General features: G+C 71.4%; 15 protein-coding genes and 3 tRNA genes. 15 read left to right on the top strand and 3 right to left on the bottom strand.

Features of this window, described 5'->3' with window-relative positions:
* Positions 1–107 precede the first annotated feature (107 nt).
* The 4 genes from AB0K51_RS06430 (at position 108) to AB0K51_RS06415 (ending at position 6,495) form a co-directional block, all read left to right on the top strand.
* A complete protein-coding gene (locus AB0K51_RS06430; protein WP_363451159.1) occupies positions 108–2,153 on the top strand; it encodes a phosphocholine-specific phospholipase C in 2,046 nt (681 codons plus the stop codon).
* Positions 2,154–2,290: 137 nt separating this feature from the next.
* A complete protein-coding gene (locus AB0K51_RS06425; RefSeq protein WP_363451157.1) occupies positions 2,291–2,440 on the top strand; it encodes a hypothetical protein in 150 nt (49 codons plus the stop codon).
* Positions 2,437–2,826: a Fic family protein gene (locus tag AB0K51_RS06420; RefSeq protein WP_363451155.1), complete on the top strand. Its 390-nt coding sequence runs from the start codon at positions 2,437–2,439 to the stop codon at positions 2,824–2,826. Before AB0K51_RS06425 ends, AB0K51_RS06420 begins: the two co-directional genes overlap by 4 nt.
* A 60-nt stretch (positions 2,827–2,886) precedes the next feature.
* The gene (locus tag AB0K51_RS06415; protein ID WP_363451153.1) at positions 2,887–6,495 is read left to right on the top strand and encodes a COR domain-containing protein; all 3,609 of its coding nucleotides are present in this window, start codon (positions 2,887–2,889) and stop codon (positions 6,493–6,495) included.
* A 25-nt stretch (positions 6,496–6,520) separates the two neighbouring features.
* Here the strand turns inward: AB0K51_RS06415 and AB0K51_RS06410 are convergent, their stop codons facing one another.
* Positions 6,521–7,774, bottom strand: coding sequence for a hydrolase (locus tag AB0K51_RS06410; RefSeq protein WP_363451151.1), 1,254 nt, complete (start codon positions 7,772–7,774; stop codon positions 6,521–6,523).
* A 220-nt stretch (positions 7,775–7,994) separates the two neighbouring features.
* Between AB0K51_RS06410 and AB0K51_RS06405 the strand changes: the two genes are divergently transcribed.
* From AB0K51_RS06405 to AB0K51_RS06365, 9 genes are all read left to right on the top strand, one after another.
* Positions 7,995–8,067, top strand: a tRNA-Thr gene (locus tag AB0K51_RS06405).
* A 41-nt stretch (positions 8,068–8,108) separates the two neighbouring features.
* Positions 8,109–8,181, top strand: a tRNA-Met gene (locus AB0K51_RS06400).
* An 82-nt stretch (positions 8,182–8,263) separates the two neighbouring features.
* A complete protein-coding gene (rpmG, locus tag AB0K51_RS06395; protein WP_006604855.1) occupies positions 8,264–8,428 on the top strand; it encodes a 50S ribosomal protein L33 in 165 nt (54 codons plus the stop codon).
* 84 nt (positions 8,429–8,512) lie between these two features.
* On the top strand, positions 8,513–8,968 hold the full coding sequence (locus AB0K51_RS06390) for a MaoC family dehydratase N-terminal domain-containing protein (RefSeq protein WP_363451149.1): 456 nt from the start codon (positions 8,513–8,515) through the stop codon (positions 8,966–8,968).
* 1 nt (position 8,969) lies between these two features.
* A complete protein-coding gene (locus AB0K51_RS06385; protein WP_363451147.1) occupies positions 8,970–9,392 on the top strand; it encodes a MaoC family dehydratase in 423 nt (140 codons plus the stop codon).
* A gap of 88 nt (positions 9,393–9,480) precedes the next feature.
* On the top strand, positions 9,481–10,053 hold the full coding sequence (locus AB0K51_RS06380) for a helix-turn-helix domain-containing protein (RefSeq protein WP_363451145.1): 573 nt from the start codon (positions 9,481–9,483) through the stop codon (positions 10,051–10,053).
* Between the two features lie 96 nt (positions 10,054–10,149).
* Entirely contained in the window at positions 10,150–11,577 is a 1,428-nt protein-coding gene (locus AB0K51_RS06375) for a DHA2 family efflux MFS transporter permease subunit (protein WP_363451143.1), read from the top strand.
* A 23-nt stretch (positions 11,578–11,600) separates the two neighbouring features.
* On the top strand, positions 11,601–12,020 hold the full coding sequence (locus AB0K51_RS06370; protein WP_363451141.1) for an antibiotic biosynthesis monooxygenase: 420 nt from the start codon (positions 11,601–11,603) through the stop codon (positions 12,018–12,020).
* A 125-nt stretch (positions 12,021–12,145) separates the two neighbouring features.
* Positions 12,146–13,186 (top strand): UDP-N-acetylmuramate dehydrogenase, encoded by a 1,041-nt coding sequence (locus AB0K51_RS06365; protein ID WP_363451139.1) that lies wholly within the window; start codon positions 12,146–12,148, stop codon positions 13,184–13,186.
* Between the two features lie 13 nt (positions 13,187–13,199).
* On the opposite strand, the gene AB0K51_RS06360 is transcribed toward AB0K51_RS06365, so the two are convergent.
* Together AB0K51_RS06360 and AB0K51_RS06355 are read right to left on the bottom strand one after the other, a co-directional pair.
* Complete coding sequence (locus AB0K51_RS06360) at positions 13,200–14,222, bottom strand: adenosine deaminase (RefSeq protein ID WP_363451137.1); 1,023 nt, start codon at positions 14,220–14,222, stop codon at positions 13,200–13,202.
* Between the two features lie 111 nt (positions 14,223–14,333).
* A complete protein-coding gene (locus AB0K51_RS06355) occupies positions 14,334–15,572 on the bottom strand; it encodes a pyridoxal phosphate-dependent aminotransferase (protein WP_363451135.1) in 1,239 nt (412 codons plus the stop codon).
* A gap of 262 nt (positions 15,573–15,834) precedes the next feature.
* On the opposite strand from AB0K51_RS06355, the gene AB0K51_RS06350 reads away from it, so the two are divergent.
* Together AB0K51_RS06350 and secE are read left to right on the top strand one after the other, a co-directional pair.
* Positions 15,835–15,907: transfer RNA gene (locus AB0K51_RS06350), tRNA-Trp, on the top strand.
* 238 nt (positions 15,908–16,145) lie between these two features.
* Positions 16,146–16,412, top strand: a complete 267-nt coding sequence (gene secE / locus AB0K51_RS06345) for a preprotein translocase subunit SecE (RefSeq protein ID WP_363451410.1) — start codon at positions 16,146–16,148, stop codon at positions 16,410–16,412.
* The last annotated feature ends 216 nt before the right edge of the window (positions 16,413–16,628 follow it).

The raw sequence follows: 16,628 nt of genomic DNA, 5'->3' as shown, positions 1-16,628 counted from the left end.
GGGTGTTCCGAGTTGTTCAGACATCTGCCACTGCGCGCGGGCTAGGCAGTTACCCGACGGTAGGAGAGTCTCTGGTCGACTCATCCGTCGCTGGAGGGAGACCAGGGATGACACCTGTCAATCGGAGGACCTTTCTCGGGTCCGCGGCCGCGCTCGGTGCGGTGCTCGGGTTGGAGAGCCTGCCCGGGACGCTCGGCCGGGCCGAAGCCGCCACCACCGGGACCATCACGGACGTGAAGCACGTGGTGGTGCTGATGCAGGAGAACCGCAGTTTCGACCACTACTTCGGGACGCTGAAGGGCGTACGCGGTTTCGCCGACCGCAGTGCGATCCTGACGGCCGGGGGCAACAGCGTCTTCAACCAGGTGAACGGCAGCGGGCGGCAGTACCCGTGGCAGCTGAGCGCCAACAACACCTGGTGGTGGGGGACCAGCGCGGAGAGCATCGCCCAGTGCGACGGCTCGCTGGACCACGGCTGGTCGACCCAGCACTCCGCCTGGAACGCCGGGAAGATGGACAACTGGATCTCGGCCAAGGGCTCCAACCGCACCATGGGCTACATGGCGCGCGCCGACATCCCGTTCCACTACGCGCTCGCCGACGCCTACACCATCTGCGACGCCTACCACTGCTCGATCCTGAGCGCGACCGGCCCCAACCGCACCTACCTGTGGTCCGGCAGCATCGACCCGAACGGCACCGCGGGCGGGCCGGCGTACGACGGCGGCTCCGAGTCGGGGCTGACCTGGCAGACGTACGCGGAGGCGCTGCAGAACGCCGGGGTCAGCTGGAAGGTGTACCAGAACGCCTCGGACAACTTCGGGGACAACGGGCTCGCCTACTTCAAGCAGTTCACCGACGCGGCGAGTTCCAGCCCGCTGGCGCAGCGCGGCATGGGCTCGGTGCCGAAGGCCAGCGGCTCGACCCCGGACGACATCGCCGCGGCGATCAGGGCGGACGCGCTGGCCGGGACGCTGCCGCAGGTCTCCTGGGTGGTCGCCGACCAGGCGCACTCCGAGCACCCGGACGCCCCGCCGAACGACGGCGCGCACTTCGTCAACCAGGTGATCAACGCGCTGGCCGCCAGCCCGGAGGTCTTCGACTCGACCGTCCTGTTCCTCAACTACGACGAGAACGACGGCTTCTTCGACCACGTCCCGCCGCCGGTGCCGGCCGACGGGACGGCGGACGAGTTCACCGAGGGCGCCGCGATCGGCCTCGGCTTCCGGGTGCCGATGATCATCGTCTCGCCGTGGACCCGCGGTGGCTGGGTCGACTCCGAGGTGTTCGACCACACCTCGGTGATCCGCTTCCTGGAGACCTGGACCTCCGCCATCGGCAAGCCCGCGGCCTGCCCCAACATCTCCGCGTGGCGCCGCCAGGTCTGCGGCGACCTGACCAGTGCCTTCGACTTCGCCCACCCCGTGTACGGGCTGCCCGCGCTCCCCGACGTCAGCGCCACCGTCCACCAGGCCGGCTGCAACGTCACCCCGAACCCCGGTCCGACGACCAACGCGCTGCCCGCCCAGGAGCCAGGCACCAGGCCGGCCCGCGCGCTGCCGTACCAGCCGAACGGCAACGTCGACCGGATCGAGTTCCAGGACGGCGGCAAGACGCTGGTCTGGCTGTCGATGGCCAACCAGGGCCAACCGGCCTCCCGCGCCGCGCACTTCGCGGTCTACGCCAACGCCTACCGCACCGGCGGACCGTGGCAGTACACGGTCGGCGCAGGCGGCAGCGCCACCGACTTCTTCAACGTCGGCACCGGCTTCGGCGACGGCAAGTACGACCTCACCATGACCGGCCCGAACCGCTTCCTGCGCCGCTTCACCGGCAACACCACCACCGCGGGCCGCAGCGTGGAGGCCACCGCGCGCTACGCCGCGGCGCCGGACACCGGCAAGGCGGCGATCTGGTTCCGCATGGTCAACACCTCGGCGGCGTCGGTGAAGTTCACCGTCACCTCGAACAACTACCGCTCCGGCACCTGGACGTACCAGGTCGCCGCGGGCGCGGCGGTCGAGGACTTCTTCAACGCCGAGGCGATCGCGTCCGGTTGGTACGACTTCACGATCACCGTGGACTCCGACGCCGCCTGGACCCGCCGCTTCGTCGGCCACCTGGAGACGGGCGCCGCCAGCATCAGCGGCTGAACCGCGGCCGCCCTGCCCGTACCGGTCGCCCCGGTGCGGGCAGGGCGCTGCCCGGCGACACCAGCCGGAAATCCGTTCGACGGCTCCCTTCCGGCCCCGTTAGCGTCGGCGGCCGGCGACCAGGGAGGAGGCCCGGTATGGAGCAGCAGGAGCAGCAGGACCAGCAGCCGGAGCAGCGGGCGGAGCAGGAGCTCTCGCCGGAGGCGAAGGCGGAGCTCCGGGCCGCGCTGGTCGCGCGGATCCGGGCTGCGAACGCCGAGACGCTGGAGAGGCTGGCCGAGCTGTGAGCGACCGCCGTACCGCGTACCTGGACGAGGGCGACGTCGACTACCTGGTCGGCGAGGCGGCAGTGGTCCGTGACCGGGCGCTGCTGCTCTCCGCACTGGGCCGCCCGCGGGCCAGTGCGTTCGGCGCCGACGCGTACCCGGACGTGTGGACCAAGGCGGTCGCGCTCGGCGAGTCGATCGCCCGCAACCACCCGATGACCGACCGGAACAAGCGCACCGCCTTCGAGTCGATGCTGCTCGTCCTCGACTACAACCACCAGCCCTACACCGACCCCCACCCGGACGCCGCGGTGACCTTCGTGCTGCGCCTCGCCCAGGGCGGATACGCGGGCCAACTGGCGGAAGCGGTAGGGGATTTCCGGCTGATGCTGGGCGCGGAGGACTGACCGCCGCCGCGGTTGGCCGAACGGCTGACCGGGGCGGCGGCGTCTCGTTACGCTCGCTGGGTGGATTCCGAAGAACTGGACGACGCCCGACAGGCGATCGCGGAGGCCCTCGCGGACCGCAGCCGAAGCCTCGTGCTGGAGCTGGAGGGCGTGCCGGAGCAGGAGGTCGACTCCCTCGGGCCGGCGATGCGACAGCTCACCGAACTGCGCGAGCTGGAGCTGGTGGTCGACAAGCTGCCCGCGTGGCTGGCCGAGCTGACCTGGCTGGAGGGGCTCGACCTCAGCTACGCGGACATCGATGAACTTCCGGAATTCATCGGCGAGTTGGCGAATCTGCAAGTGTTGGACCTGACGGAGAGTCCGGTGACCCGGCTGCCCGTCGGGCTGGCCCGGCTGTCCGAATTGCGGGAGCTCGCGCTCGACTTCGTCGACCTGGAGGAATTCCCGGATTTCATCGGCGATTTCAGGCACCTGCGGAAGCTCTCGCTGATCGGCGCGAAAATCCGGCGGCTCCCGGACTGCGTGCGCCGACTCGACGCGCTCGAAACACTCGACCTGGGAATGTCCGATCTGGAGGAAATGCCGCACTGGATCGGCGAGTTGACCTCGCTGACCGAGCTGACGCTGGCCGCCTGCGGGCAGCTGGCCGGACTTCCCGAGCACCTTGCCGAGCTCCGGTCCCTGCGCTACCTGGCGGTGGGCGACCTGGACCTGCCGGCACTGCCGGACTGGATCGGCCGGTTGACGGCCCTGCAGCTGCTCAGCGCGCCCAACAACCAGTTCGAAGAATTCCCCTCCTGCGTCCGGGAGTTGTCCAACCTGACCAGCCTCGATCTGGCCAGCAACGAGCAGCTGGGCAGCCTGCCGGAGTGGATCGGCGAGCTCACCCGGCTCGAACGGCTCGAGCTCAACCGCTGTGGCCTGACCGGGCTCCCGGCCGAGATCGGTGCGCTCGAACAGCTCACCTCGCTCCACCTCATGGCCAACGAGATCACCGAACTCCCGGACTCCATCGGCAGGTTGTCCAGCATCAGGTCCATCGACCTGGACGGCAACCGGCTGGTCGAGCTGCCCGACTCGATCTGCGAACTGCGGAGCCTGTCCATCCTCGACCTGCGCGGAAACCGGCTGACCCGGCTCCCGGACGGCATCGGCCGGCTCGGCAACCTGGGCACGCTCTACCTGCAGTTCAACCGGCTCACCATCCTGCCGCGCGGCCTCGGCGACCTGGCCCTCCAGCTCCTGTCCGTCACCGGCAACCCGCTGCCGCCCGAAGTGCTCGCCGCCGACGAGGACGGCCCCGATGGCCTGGGCACCTTCCTGCGCCTGGTCGCCGACGAGGGCGAGCTGATCCGGGAGGCCAAGCTGGTGCTGGTGGGGGAGGGGGCGGTCGGGAAGTCGAGCCTGCTGGGGGCGTTGCGGGGGGAGGCGTTCGTCGAGGGGCGGAACACCACGCACGGGATCGAGATCAAGCCGGTGGAGGTGACCGCTCCCGGCGGGGCGGTGATCACCTTGAACGGGTGGGACTTCGGCGGGCAGCAGATCTACCGGCCCACCCACCAGCTGTTCTTCACCGAGCCGGCGGTGTACCTGGTGGTGTGGAAGCCCCGGGAGGGGCCGGAGCTCGGGCAGGTGGACGAGTGGATCCGGATGATCCGGCACCGGGCCGGCAGCTCGGCCCGGATCCACGTGGTGGCCACCCACGGCGGCCCGGGTGCCCGGTACGCGCACATCGACGAGGCGGCGCTGCGCGAGCGGTACGGCGAGATGATCGCGGGGTTCCACCACGTCGACAGCCGGGTCCCGGACGCCGCGCTGGCCGGGCTGAGGGACGCCATCGCCCGGACCGCGGCCGGGCTGGCGCACGTGCAGCGCTGGTACCCGCGCAGTTGGAGCCTGCTGCGGCAGGACCTCGGGGCCGGTCCGGAGCCGTACCTGCGCTACGAGGACTACCTGAGCGCGGCCGCCGCGCGCGGGTTGTCCGAGCGCAGTGCCGAGTCGCTGGTCCGCAACGGGCACGCGCTGGGGCACTGGATCCACTACGCGGACGACCCGGGCCTGAACGAGCTGGTGATCCTCAAGGCGGACTGGCTGAGCGTCGCGGTCGGCTTCGTGCTGGACGACCCGGAGACCGTGCAGAGCGCCGGACTGCTGCGCCACCGGAGGCTGGCCCGGATCTGGGCCGACCCGGCCCGCGACCCGGAGCAACGCTACCCGCACCAGCTGCAGCAGATGTTCCTGCGGCTCATGGAACGCTTCGAACTGAGCTACCGGGTGCCGGAGTTGACCGGCGGGGAGCCGCTCAGCCTGGTCGCCCAGCTGGTCCAGGCGCACCGGCCCGACCTCACCGCCGCCTGGGGCTCGTACCGGCCGGGAGATCCCGAACTCGCCCAGATCATCGGGGTGTTCGATCGCGAGAGCCGCCGCCAGGTGTGGCCGGACGGGCTGATGCACCGGCTGATCGTGCTGTTCCACCGGCACTCGCTCGGCCGGGAGAACGTCACCGAGGCGGTGCACTGGTCCGGCGGGATGGTGCTGGCCGAGCGGTACGGCGCCCGCGCGCTGATCACCCTCGCCCAGGAGGGCCTGGTGGTCCGGGTCCGCGGGCTCAACCCGCAGGCCTTCCTGGACCACCTGGTGCGCGAGGTCCGGGACTACGTGGACGGCTTCTGGAAGGGGCTGGAGACCCGGGTGCAGCTCTCCTGCACCGCGCTCTGCCGCCTGCAGCCGGCCGGCCGCGGCCGCTTCGACCTGGACAAGCTCTACCGCCAACTCGACCGCGGACGCGTCGACTTCCCCTGCTCCGAGCCCAGCTGCGACGAGGACCTGGAGATCACCGCGCTGCTGCACGGACTGGACCGCCGCGGCCCCGCCGTCGGCCTCGGCGAACTGGTCCGCTCCGCCGTGGACGACGTGCTGGAGAGCCACATCGACCGGGTCATCGCCGCCCAGAGCGCCGGCACCACCCGCCTGCTCGGCCGCCTCGACGGCCTCGACGACGACCTGCGGATGCGCTTCAGCCGGGTCGACGCCCAGCTCTCCGCCACCCTGCACGCCTTGGCGGACGAGGCGGTCAACGGCCCGCGGCTGTTCAGCCTGGAGGAGCTCGACCGCACGCTGCGCCACCCCGGCCTCACCACCCGCCGCCTGCGGCTCACCCTCTACTGCGAGCACAGCCGCCTCCCGGTCCACCGGCTGGAGACCGGCCGCCCCGACGCCGGGGTGTACGAGATCGAGGTCCCGCGGGAGTGGTGGGTGCGCGCCGCCCCGCTGCTGCGGGCCACCGCCGCCCTGGTCAAGACCCTGCTGCCGGTCAGCCTGGCCGCCCTCGAGTACCAGCTGGACGACCAGGAGTGGGACTCCGTCAAGAAGCAACTCGCCCTCGCCAAGGAGTCCCTGGGCGCCGCCGCGGAGGCCGGGCAGGCGCTCCCCGAGGAACTCGACGCCGACGGCCGGCTCGTCGACTGGGAGGGCCCCGCCGAACTCGCCGAGGGCGGGCTGCTCCGCGAACTGCACGCCCTGCTGGCCGACGAGGACATCGGCTACGCCGACCTGCGCCGGGTCACCGACGCGCAGGGCCGCTACCTCTGGGTGCACCGCCGCTTCGTCGACGTCTACCAGCCGCCGCTCCCGGTCATCCCGGTCGGGCTAACCCGCCTGGGCGGCTGAAGCGGCACGCTCCCGAGGGCGGGCCCTACCCCGGGTGGTTCTGCCGGGGCAGGGCCAGCGCCACGGTGTCCGCGAACTCCCGCACCGCGCTGGTGCGGGAGACCACCCGGCCGTTGTGGACCACCAGTCGGGAGTGGCCACCGGACAGGGCCGCGCCCAGGCTGTCGCCGCGCACCGCGAGCAACTCGGCCGGGAACCCGGCGTCCACCCGTACCAAGGCCAGCCCCAGCGCCGCCCGGGCCTGCCCGGAGACCGCCTCGTACGCCGCCTCCGGCGAGACCGCCCCGCTCGCGGCCAGCAGGCGGGCCGCCTCCAGCGGGTCGGCCCGACCGACCGGGTTGGCGGTGTCCCGCAGGGCTCCGCCGCCCGCCGTCAGGGGGACCCGGGCGATGGTCAACTCCCGTACCAGCGATGGACGCAGGCCGACCGGCGGACCCTCCAGGCCGGTGCAGCCGCCGTTCTGCGGGAGGCAGACCACCCGCATGCCGGCGGTGGCCAGCACGGTCGAGCCGCCCGGCGCCAGCGCGCTGCACGGGCCGACCGTCACCCGCGGCCGGTGCGGCGCCAGCACGGCGACCAGCCGGGCGAGTTGGGCCTGGTCGACGGCGTCGGTGTGCAGGTCGACCGGGCAGTCCGCCTCGCCCGCCGCCTCCAGCAGCGCCTGCACGTAGCCGACCGGGTCCGGGTCCAGGTCGGGGCAGCCCCCGGCGGCGTCCGCGCCCAGCTTCAGCGCCTCCCGCAGCTGCGCCCGCCCGTCCGCCCCGGCCAGTCCGGTGAGCAGCCGTGGCATCGCCACCGCCTGCAGGTCGGCCAGCCCGCGCAGCGCCTGCCGGGCGGTCAGCACCGCCTCCAGCCGGCCGAGCCCGTGCACGTCGCCGATCCGGACGTGGGTGCGCTGGGCGGTCGCCCCGTACCCGAGTGAGGTGAGCGCCGCGTCGGTGACCCGGCGCACCAGGTCGCCCGGCCCCTCCGGCGGCGGGTTGGGCAGCGTCGCGGTGAAGGCGCTGTCGTAGTGCCCGTGCGGCTCGGCGGGCGCGGGCAGCAGCAGGTACCCCGAGAGGTCGATCCGGGCGCCGGTGGTCACCGTCGGCTGCCCGGGCAGCGCGGGCAGCGGGCCGAGGCTGCCGACCGTCCCGACCGCCTGGATCCGGTCCCCGCTGATCCGGACGTCCACCACCCGTCCGTCCGCCAGCCGGCCCCCGGTGAGCAGCAGCACCGGTCCGTGCCCGAGCGGGTTGGCGGCGGACGGCGGCTGGGCTCCCTCGCTGCGTTCACTCATCGGCCCGCTCCTCGCAAGATCGCTGACGGTCGAGCCTAGGCCGCGCTCGCCCGGGACGCTCGGAGGCGGGCTGACGGACGTGTCGGATCACCCCGGTTGCCGACCCGGTCGAACTGGTGTCGGGTGACGGCCCGTCAGTGCGGCCCCGCCGACCTGCGCTGATCCGGCGCGGATACGGATTTCACCTCTGGCCTGGAACCGTGTAATCTCTTCCTCGTTCGCCCCTATAGCTCAGTCGGTAGAGCGTCTCCATGGTAAGGAGAAGGTCTGCGGTTCGATTCCGCATGGGGGCTCTGGTGAAAGGCACTCACCCCGGTGAGGGTTCGATCATCAAAGCGGTGTAGCTCAGTTGGTAGAGCAAGCGGCTCATAATCGCTGTGTCACCGGTTCAAGTCCGGTCACCGCTACTCCGCGTAGTCGATCGGGGGATCCCTCCCGATCGGCTACTCTTGTCTGTGTTCTTATTCGTTGTCCCAGGAAGGCACTCCCGTGGCTGCCACTGACGTCCGCCCGAAGATCACGCTGGCCTGCGTGGAGTGCAAGGAGCGGAACTACATCACCAAGAAGAACCGGCGTAACGACCCGGACCGTCTTGAGATGAAGAAGCACTGCCCGCGTTGCAACTCTCACACCGCGCACCGCGAGACCCGCTGACTTTGCCTCGACTCCAGGCCGCACCCCATCAGGGGGAGCGGCCTGGAGTCATTTCTGCCTGACGAAGCATCAGAGGAGTTGCCCATGCCGCTCGACCCCTCCTTCATCGGGCGGACCTACCCGCCCACCGCGCCGTACGAGGTGGGCCGGGAGAAGATCCGCGAGTTCGCCGCCGCGATCGGCGACGCCAACCCGGCGTACTCCGACGTCGAGGCCGCCAAGTCCCTCGGCCACCTCGACGTGATCGCGCCGCCGACCTTCCCCTTCATCCTCACCTTCCAGGCCGCCGCCCAGGTGGTGAACGACCCCGAGCTGGGCCTCGACTACAGCCGGGTCGTGCACGGCGACCAGAAGTTCAGCTACCTCCGCCCGGTCCGGGCCGGCGACCGGCTCTCGGTCACCGTCTCCATCGACGCGATCAAGTCGCTGGCCGGCAACGACGTCCTGACCGTCCGTGGCGAGGTCCACGACGTCAGCGGCGAGCACGTGGTGACCTCGATCATGACGCTGGTGGCGCGTGCCGCCGACGGGGAGGAGTGACATGACGATCAACTTCGACGAGGTCCAGGTCGGCACCGAGCTGCCCGCCCAGGCCTTCCCGGTGACCCGGGCCGCGCTGGTCCAGTACGCGGGCGCCTCCGGCGACTTCAACCCGATCCACTGGAACGAGAAGTTCGCCCGCGAGGTCGGCCTGCCCGACGTCATCGCGCACGGCATGTTCACCATGGCCGAGGCCATCCGCGTGGTCACCGACTGGACCGGCGACCCCGCCTCCGTCGTCGACTACGGCGTCCGCTTCACCAAGCCCGTGGTCGTCCCCAACGACGAGACCGGCGCCACCATCGAGGTCACGGCCAAGGTCGCCGCCCTCCTCGACGACCGCCGCGTCCGCGTCGACCTGGTCGCCACCAGCGCCGGACAGAAGGTGCTGGGCATGTCGAAGGCGATCGTCCAGCTGAGCTGAGACGCTCGGTCGCACCATCCAGGGCCCCGGGGGCACCTGCGGTGGTTGCTCTCTTGCAAAGTTAGTCATCAATTACTAACCTGAAGCCATGGCCCGGAACAGCATGCGGATGTCCGCCGAGGAGCGGCGCGAGAGCGTCGTCCGTGCGGCGATGGTGGAGTTCGCCCGGGGTGGGTACCGGGGGACGTCCACGGAGGCGATCGCCCGGCGGGTGGGCGTCTCGCAGCCGTACCTGTTCCGCCTGTTCCCCAACAAGCAGGCGATCTTCGAAGCGGCGTGCGAGCACTGCATCGAGGAGACCTGGCGGGTCTTCGACAAGGCGTCCGAGGGCCTGAGCGGGACCGAGGCGCGCGAGGCCATGGGTGAGGCGTACCTGAACCTGGTCGAGGACCGCGAGCAGGTCATGATGCAGATGCAGATGTACGTCTCGGTGTTCGCCGCCGAGTCGCTCGGCGAGATGGAGGTCGGCGAGTCGGCGCGCGCGGCGTGGCTGCGGCTGTTCGAGCGGATCCGGGAGCGCGTGGGCGGTGACCAGAAGGAGGCCACCCAGTTCATGGCGTTCGGGATGCTGATCAACACGCTGGTGGCGCTGGGCTACCCGACGGACCATCAGATCTGGTCCGGGCTGGAGCACGGCGACGACGAGGCCGAGGGCAGCTGAGGCGCTCCGCCCCCGGTGGCGGCGCGCCCTTTTTTCGGCCCACGAAAGTTATTGATCAATCACAACCTTTCGAGACAAGGAAGCAAGGGGGACACCGTGAACAGGCAAGCGATCTGGACCCTGGTGGTGGTCAGCGTGGCCGGCTTCATGGCCGGGCTCGACAACCTGGTGGTCACCACCGCCCTGCCCGCGATCCGTACCGACCTGGGCGGCGCACTCGCCGACCTGGAGTGGACGGTGAGCGCCTACACCCTGACCTTCGCGGTCCTGCTGATGCTCGGCGCGGCCCTCGGCGACCGGTTCGGCCGGCGCCGGATGTTCCTCGGCGGGCTCGCCGTCTTCACGCTCGGCTCCGCCTCGGCGGCGCTCGCGCCGAGCATGGGCGCGCTGATCGCCGCCCGCGCCGTCCAGGGCGCCGGCGCCGCGGTGATGATGCCGCTCACCCTCACGCTGCTCACCGTCGCCGTCCCGGCGGCCAAGCGCGGGATGGCGCTCGGCATCTGGTCCGGCGCCACCGGACTCTCCGTCGCCTTCGGGCCGCTGATCGGCGGCAGCCTCACCGAGCACTTCTCCTGGCAGTGGATCTTCTGGGTGAACGTCCCGGTCGGCCTCGCCCTGCTGCCGATCGCCCGGATCGGCCTCGCCGAGAGCCGCAGCGAGAACCCCCGCCTCGACATCCCCGGCACCGCCCTGGTCAGCGCCGGACTCTTCGGCCTGATCCTCGGCCTGGTCCGCGGCAACCCCGACGGCTGGACCGACCCGCTGGTGCTCACCGCGCTGATCTCGGGCGTCGCGCTGCTGATCGCCTTCGTCGGATACGAGGCCCGCTTCGCACGCCGCCCGATGCTGCCGATGCGACTGTTCCGCAACCGCGCCTTCAGCGCCGTCAACTCCGCCAGCCTGCTGATGTTCCTCGGCATGTTCGGCTCGATCTTCCTGATCAGCCAGTACTTCCAGGGCATCGGCGGCTACACCCCCGAACAGGCCGGCATCCGGATGCTGCCCTGGACCGCCATGCCGCTGATCATCTCCCCGCTGGCCGGCATCCTCTCCGACCGGATCGGCGGCCGTCCGATCGTGGTCACCGGACTCCTCCTGCAGGCCCTCGGCCTGGCCGGCTTCGCCCTGCTCGCCGACCACTCGGCCGGCTACGGCCAGCAGATCCCGGTCCTGGTGCTCTGCGGCATCGGGATGTCCCTCTACTTCGCGCCCACCGCCAACCTGGTGATGGCCAGCGTCCCGCGCGCCGACCAGGGCATCGCCTCCGGCACCAACAACGCCATGCGGGAGGTCGGCGGCGCCCTCGGCGTGGCCGTGCTCTCCGCCGTCTTCTCCGCCCAGGGCGACTACGGCTCCGCGACCGCCTTCACCGACGGCCTGGTCCCCGCCCTGACGGTCGGCTCTGCCGCCGTCGCCGCCGCGGCGCTGGCCGCCGCACTCATCCCGCGCCGGCACGGCATGAAGCCGGTGACGGAGCGTCAGACCACCGCGATGCCCACCGCGCGCGCCGCGGTGCGGTCCTGAACCCGGAACCCGGAGCCACCACGATGCTCACCCTTCCCTGGACCCCGGGCCCCGCGACGCTCCGCGCCCCGGCCACGCCGGTGGTGATGGCCGCCGAACTCCGCGTCCGCAGCCTGCGGTACGTGCCGGGCTTCCTGCGACACTCGCTGCGCATCCGCCGCCAGACCCGCACCGCCGACGGGGCGCTCGGCGTCACCCTGCGCGCCGCCCCGCTGCGCGGCACCTTCTGGGTGCTGTCCGCGTGGACCGATCGCGAAGCGCTCGGGCGCTTCGTCAAGACCGACCCGCACCGCACCGCGATGCTGGCCCTCCGCCCGCACATGGCCGGCTCCCACTTCGCCACCTGGGACGCCACCAGCCCGGGCAGGCCGGATTGGGAAGAAGCAATGAGCCAGTTGCAAGCGTCCAGGGGCCCGGGGAACGGCGGGGGCACGGGGCGGTGACGGTTCCGGGGCGCTGAAAGGTCTGGGCGCATAGAGGTCTCCAGAGACCTACAGCCAAGCTCAGACCACCACGCACTCGCCTCGCAGTTCCCCGAGCCCCTTGATGGTGCAACTACTCTGGGGGCGTGAATGTGGAGATGGATGCGCCGCTGGCCCCGCTGACCACGCTGCGGTTGGGCGGGCCGGCGAGGCGGTTGGTGACGGCGGAGACGGACGCCGAGGTGGTGGCGACGGTTCGCGAGGCGGACCAGGCGGGTGAGCCGCTGCTGGTGATCGGTGGTGGCTCGAACCTGGTGATCGGCGACGCCGGCTTCCCGGGGACGGTGCTGCGGATCGCCACCAAGGGGTTCGCGCTGGACGGGACCCTGCTGGAGCTGGCGGCCGGCGAGGTGTGGTCCGAGGCGGTGGCCCGCACCGTCGCGGCGGGCCTGGCCGGGATCGAGTTCCTGGCCGGCATCCCGGGCTCCGCGGGGGCGACCCCGGTGCAGAACGTGGGGGCGTACGGGCAGGAGGTCGCCGAGACCGTCAGCGAGGTGGTGGCGTACGACCGCCTGCTCGGCGAGACGGTGACGCTGGCCAACGCCGACTGCGCGTTCTCCTACCGGCACAGCCTGTTCAAGGCCGACCCGGACCGCTACGTGGTGCTGCGGGTGCGGTTCCGGCTCGCCGACGAGGGCGGGCTGTCCGCGCCGGTGAAGTACGCCGAGGTGGCGCGCTCGCTGGGGGTCGAGGCCGAGCAGCGGGTGAAGCTGCAGGACGCGCACGACGAGGTGCTGCGGCTGCGTGCGGGCAAGGGCATGGTGCTGGACCCGGCGGACCACGACACCTGGTCGGCGGGCTCGTTCTTCACCAACCCGATCCTGACGGAGGGTCAGTTCGCCGCGTTCAGCGCTCGGTTGGGCGAGCTGCGGGCGCCGAGCTACCCGGCGGGGGAGGGGCGGACCAAGACCTCCGCGGCCTGGCTGATCGACAACGCGGGCTTCCGCAAGGGCCACGGCAGCGGCCCGGCGACGCTCTCCACCAAGCACACGCTCGCCCTGACCAACCGTGGCGCGGCCACCACCGAGGACCTGCTGGCGCTGGCCCGCGAGGTCCGCGACGGCGTGCGCGCGGCGTTCGGCGTGGAGCTGGTCAACGAGCCGGTGATGGTCGGCGTCACCCTCTAGGGTCGGCCTCGCGCTAGGCGTCCAGCAGCCAGCCGTCGATGTCGGCGAGCAGTTCCTTGACGACGTGCTCGGGGGCCCGCGACGAGCGGACCGACTGGCGGGCCAGTTCGGCGAGTTCGGCGTCGGTGAAGGCGTGCGACTCGCGGGCCAGGGTGTACTGGTCGGCGAGCCGGGAGCCGAACAGCAGCGGGTCGTCGGCGCCGAGGGCGAGCGGGACGCCGGCCTCGAAGAGGGTGCGCAGCGGGACGTCCTCGGGGCGCTCGTAGACGCCGAGGGCGACGTTGGAGGCGGGGCAGACCTCGCAGGTGATCTGGCGGTCGGCGAGGCGTTGGAGCAGCCGGGCGTCCTCGGCGGCGCGCACCCCGTGGCCGATCCGGCCGGCGCCGAGGTCGTCCAGGCAGTCGCGGACCGAGCCGGGCCCGGCGAGCTCGCCGCCGTGCGGTGCGGCCAGCAGTCCGCCGTCCCGGGCGATGGCGAAGGCGCGGTCGAAGTCCCGTGCCAGGCCCCGGCGTTCGTCGTTGGAGAGGCCGAAGCCGACCACCCCCCGGTCGGCGTAGCGGACCGCCAGGCGGGCCAGCGTGCGGGCGTCCATCGGGGACTTCATCCGGTTCGCCGCGACCAGCACCCGGATCCCCACCCCGGTCGCCTCCGAGGCGTCCCGGACCGCGTCCAGGATCAGCTCCAGCGTCGGGGTCAGGCCCCCGAGCAGCGGGGCGTACGAGGTCGGGTCGACCTGGATCTCCAGCCACCGGGAGCCGTCGGCGCGTTCGTCCTCGGCGGTCTCCAGGACCAGGCGGCGGATGTCGGACTCGTCGCGCAGGCAGGACCGGGCGGTGTCGTAGAGCCGCTGGAAGCGGAACCAGCCGCGCTCGTCGGTCGCCCGGAGCTTGGGGGGATGGCCCGAGCTGAGCGCCTCCGGCAGCCGGACGCCGTGCTTGTCGGCGAGTTCCAGCAGGGTGGCGGGGCGCATCGAACCGGTGAAGTGCAGGTGCAGATGGGCCTTCGGCAGGCTCCGGACATCACGCAGGCGATCCATTCACCGATCCTGCCGTAAAACCCGCCCGATGTGGAACCGCCCTCCGCACATCCCCCGAAGGGGTGAGATGCGGAGGGCGGCTCCGAAAGGCGTCGGAGGCGTCGGGAGGCGTCAGGCGCGGGCCTCGCCGAGCAGCTTCTGCAGCCGGCTGATGCCCTCCACCAGGTCGGCGTCGCCCAGCGCGTAGGAGAGCCGCAGGTAGCCGGGGGTGCCGAAGGCCTCGCCGGGGACGACCGCGACCTCGGCCTCGTCCAGGATCAGCGCGGCCAGCTCGGCGGAGGTCTGCGGGCGCTTGCCGCGGAGCTCCTTGCCCAGCAGGGCCTTCACCGACGGGTAGGCGTAGAACGCGCCCTCCGGCTCGGGGCAGTAGACGCCCTCGATCTCGTTCAGCATCGCCACGATGGTGCGGCGGCGGCGGTCGAAGGCGGTCTTCATCTCGTCGACCGCGGACAGGTCGCCCGCGACGGCGGCCAGCGCGGCGCGCTGCGCCACGTTGGAGACGTTCGAGGTGGCGTGCGACTGCAGGTTCGCGGCGGCGTTGACGACGTCCTTGGGGCCGATCATCCAGCCCACCCGCCAGCCGGTCATCGCGTAGGTCTTGGCCACGCCGTTGACCACGATGCACTTGTCGGCGAGCTCGGGCAGCAGGGCCGGCAGCGAGGTGAACTTCGCGTCGCCGTACACCAGGTGCTCGTAGATCTCGTCGGTGAGCACCCACAGCCCGTGCTCCAGCGCCCAGCGGCCGAACGCCTCCGCCTCGGCCTCGGTGTACACCGCGCCGGTCGGGTTGGACGGCGAGACGAACAGCACCACCTTGGTGTTCTCGGTGCGGGCCGCCTCCAGCTGCTCCACCGAGACCTTGTAGCCGGTGGTCTCGTCGGCGACCACCTCGACCGGGGTGCCGCCCGCGAGCTTCACCGCCTCCGGGTAGGTGGTCCAGTACGGGGCGGGGATGATCACCTCGTCGCCCGGGTCGAGGATCGCGGCGAAGGCGTTGTAGATCGCCTGCTTGCCGCCGTTGGTCACCAGCACCTGCGAGGCGTCCACCTGGTAGCCGGAGTCGCGCAGCGTCTTGGCGGCGATCGCGGACTTCAGCTCCGGCAGGCCGCCGGCCGGGGTGTAGCGGTGGTTGGCCGGGTCCTGGCAGGCCGCCACGGCGGCGTCCACGATGTAGCCCGGGGTCGGGAAGTCGGGCTCGCCGGCGCCGAAGCCGATCACCGGACGGCCGGCCGCCTTGAGGGCCTTGGCCTTCGCGTCCACGGCGAGGGTCGCGGACTCGGCGATGGCGCCGACCCGGGCGGAGACCCGGCGGTTTGCGGGGGAGACGTTCTCGGGGGTGGGTGCGCTCATGCCTGCATGGTCCCAGAACGCAAGGGGGCGGAGCACGACGGTTTCAGCATGCGTACCGCTGCGTCCACGATCCGTACGCCCGTCGCCGTGGACTCCGGATTGGCGGTTACGGAAAGGCGGTGAATGAGGTTCGACCAATCGGCGAAGAACCCGTACACTCACTGCTCGATGGCTCCCGAAGTGCGGATCCGTCCGCCGGGTTCACCACTTGGCGGTCCGGATGCGGTAGGTTGGGGGCCGCGCCGGAGCCGCAAGGTTTCGAAGGGCACTAGCTCAATTGGTAGAGCACCGGTCTCCAAAACCGGCGGTTGGGGGTTCGAGTCCCTCGTGCCCTGCTGCTTGATCCGTACCAAGCCCGTTCGCTCCGCAGAGCGAGCGGGCTTGATGCGGAGAGGGCCCCACCCAGCACTGCTTTCGCCGGATCGCCCGTGCACCAGGCACGGAAGCTCCGCAGGACCCGGATTCAGGTGAGGACGAGTGACGGAGACCACGGGCTCCACCGCAACGCCTGAGAGCGGCAACCCCGAGGGGACCGACGGCGCGGCGGACGAGACCACCGCGGCGGACGGCAAGCTGTCCCGCCGCGAGCGCCGGCGGGCCAACAAGGCCTCCGGCGGTGACGGCAAGAAGTCCGGCAAGCGGGCCAAGAAGGGCCTGTTCGCCCGGATCGCCGTCTTCTACCGGCAGATCATCGCCGAGCTCCGCAAGGTGGTCTGGCCGACCCGCAGCGAGCTGATCCAGTACACCACCGTCGTGGTGACCTTCGTGATCGTGATGATGCTCCTCGTCGCCGGTCTCGACTGGTGCTTCTCGAAGCTGAGCTTCTGGGTCTTCGGCTGACGCCGGACCCCCATACCGAACTCACCGGGATCCCGCGGGATCCTCGCGCGAACTCCACCCGACCCGGGCCGAACCCTTCGGCCCGGGTCGAGCTGTCGGCGCGAAGCACCGCGGGCGACTACCGTTGAGTCGGTACTGTTGAGGTAACCGTTCCAACCAGGAAAGAAGCAGCGACCGTGTCTGAGTCCCCCCTGTACGACGCCGACGAGACCGTCC

It is taken from the genome of Kitasatospora sp. NPDC049285 (assembly GCF_040678815.1).
In the GTDB taxonomy this organism is placed as follows: Bacteria; Actinomycetota; Actinomycetes; order Streptomycetales; family Streptomycetaceae; genus Kitasatospora.
The sequence above is the reverse complement of the archived record's forward strand: the minus strand, read 5'-3'. Positions and strand labels throughout refer to the sequence as shown.

Excerpts from the sequence above, each read along its gene's own strand:
- AB0K51_RS06430 (WP_363451159.1), top strand. The coding sequence starts at position 108 with ATGACACCTGTCAATCGGAGGACCTTTCTCGGGTCCGCGGCCGCGCTC.
- AB0K51_RS06425 (WP_363451157.1), top strand. The coding sequence starts at position 2,291 with ATGGAGCAGCAGGAGCAGCAGGACCAGCAGCCGGAGCAGCGGGCGGAG.
- AB0K51_RS06410 (WP_363451151.1), bottom strand. The coding sequence starts at position 7,774 with ATGAGTGAACGCAGCGAGGGAGCCCAGCCGCCGTCCGCCGCCAACCCG.
- AB0K51_RS06390 (WP_363451149.1), top strand. The coding sequence starts at position 8,513 with ATGCCGCTCGACCCCTCCTTCATCGGGCGGACCTACCCGCCCACCGCG.
- AB0K51_RS06385 (WP_363451147.1), top strand. The coding sequence starts at position 8,970 with ATGACGATCAACTTCGACGAGGTCCAGGTCGGCACCGAGCTGCCCGCC.
- AB0K51_RS06380 (WP_363451145.1), top strand. The coding sequence starts at position 9,481 with ATGGCCCGGAACAGCATGCGGATGTCCGCCGAGGAGCGGCGCGAGAGC.
- AB0K51_RS06370 (WP_363451141.1), top strand. The coding sequence starts at position 11,601 with ATGCTCACCCTTCCCTGGACCCCGGGCCCCGCGACGCTCCGCGCCCCG.
- AB0K51_RS06360 (WP_363451137.1), bottom strand. The coding sequence starts at position 14,222 with ATGGATCGCCTGCGTGATGTCCGGAGCCTGCCGAAGGCCCATCTGCAC.
- AB0K51_RS06355 (WP_363451135.1), bottom strand. The coding sequence starts at position 15,572 with ATGAGCGCACCCACCCCCGAGAACGTCTCCCCCGCAAACCGCCGGGTC.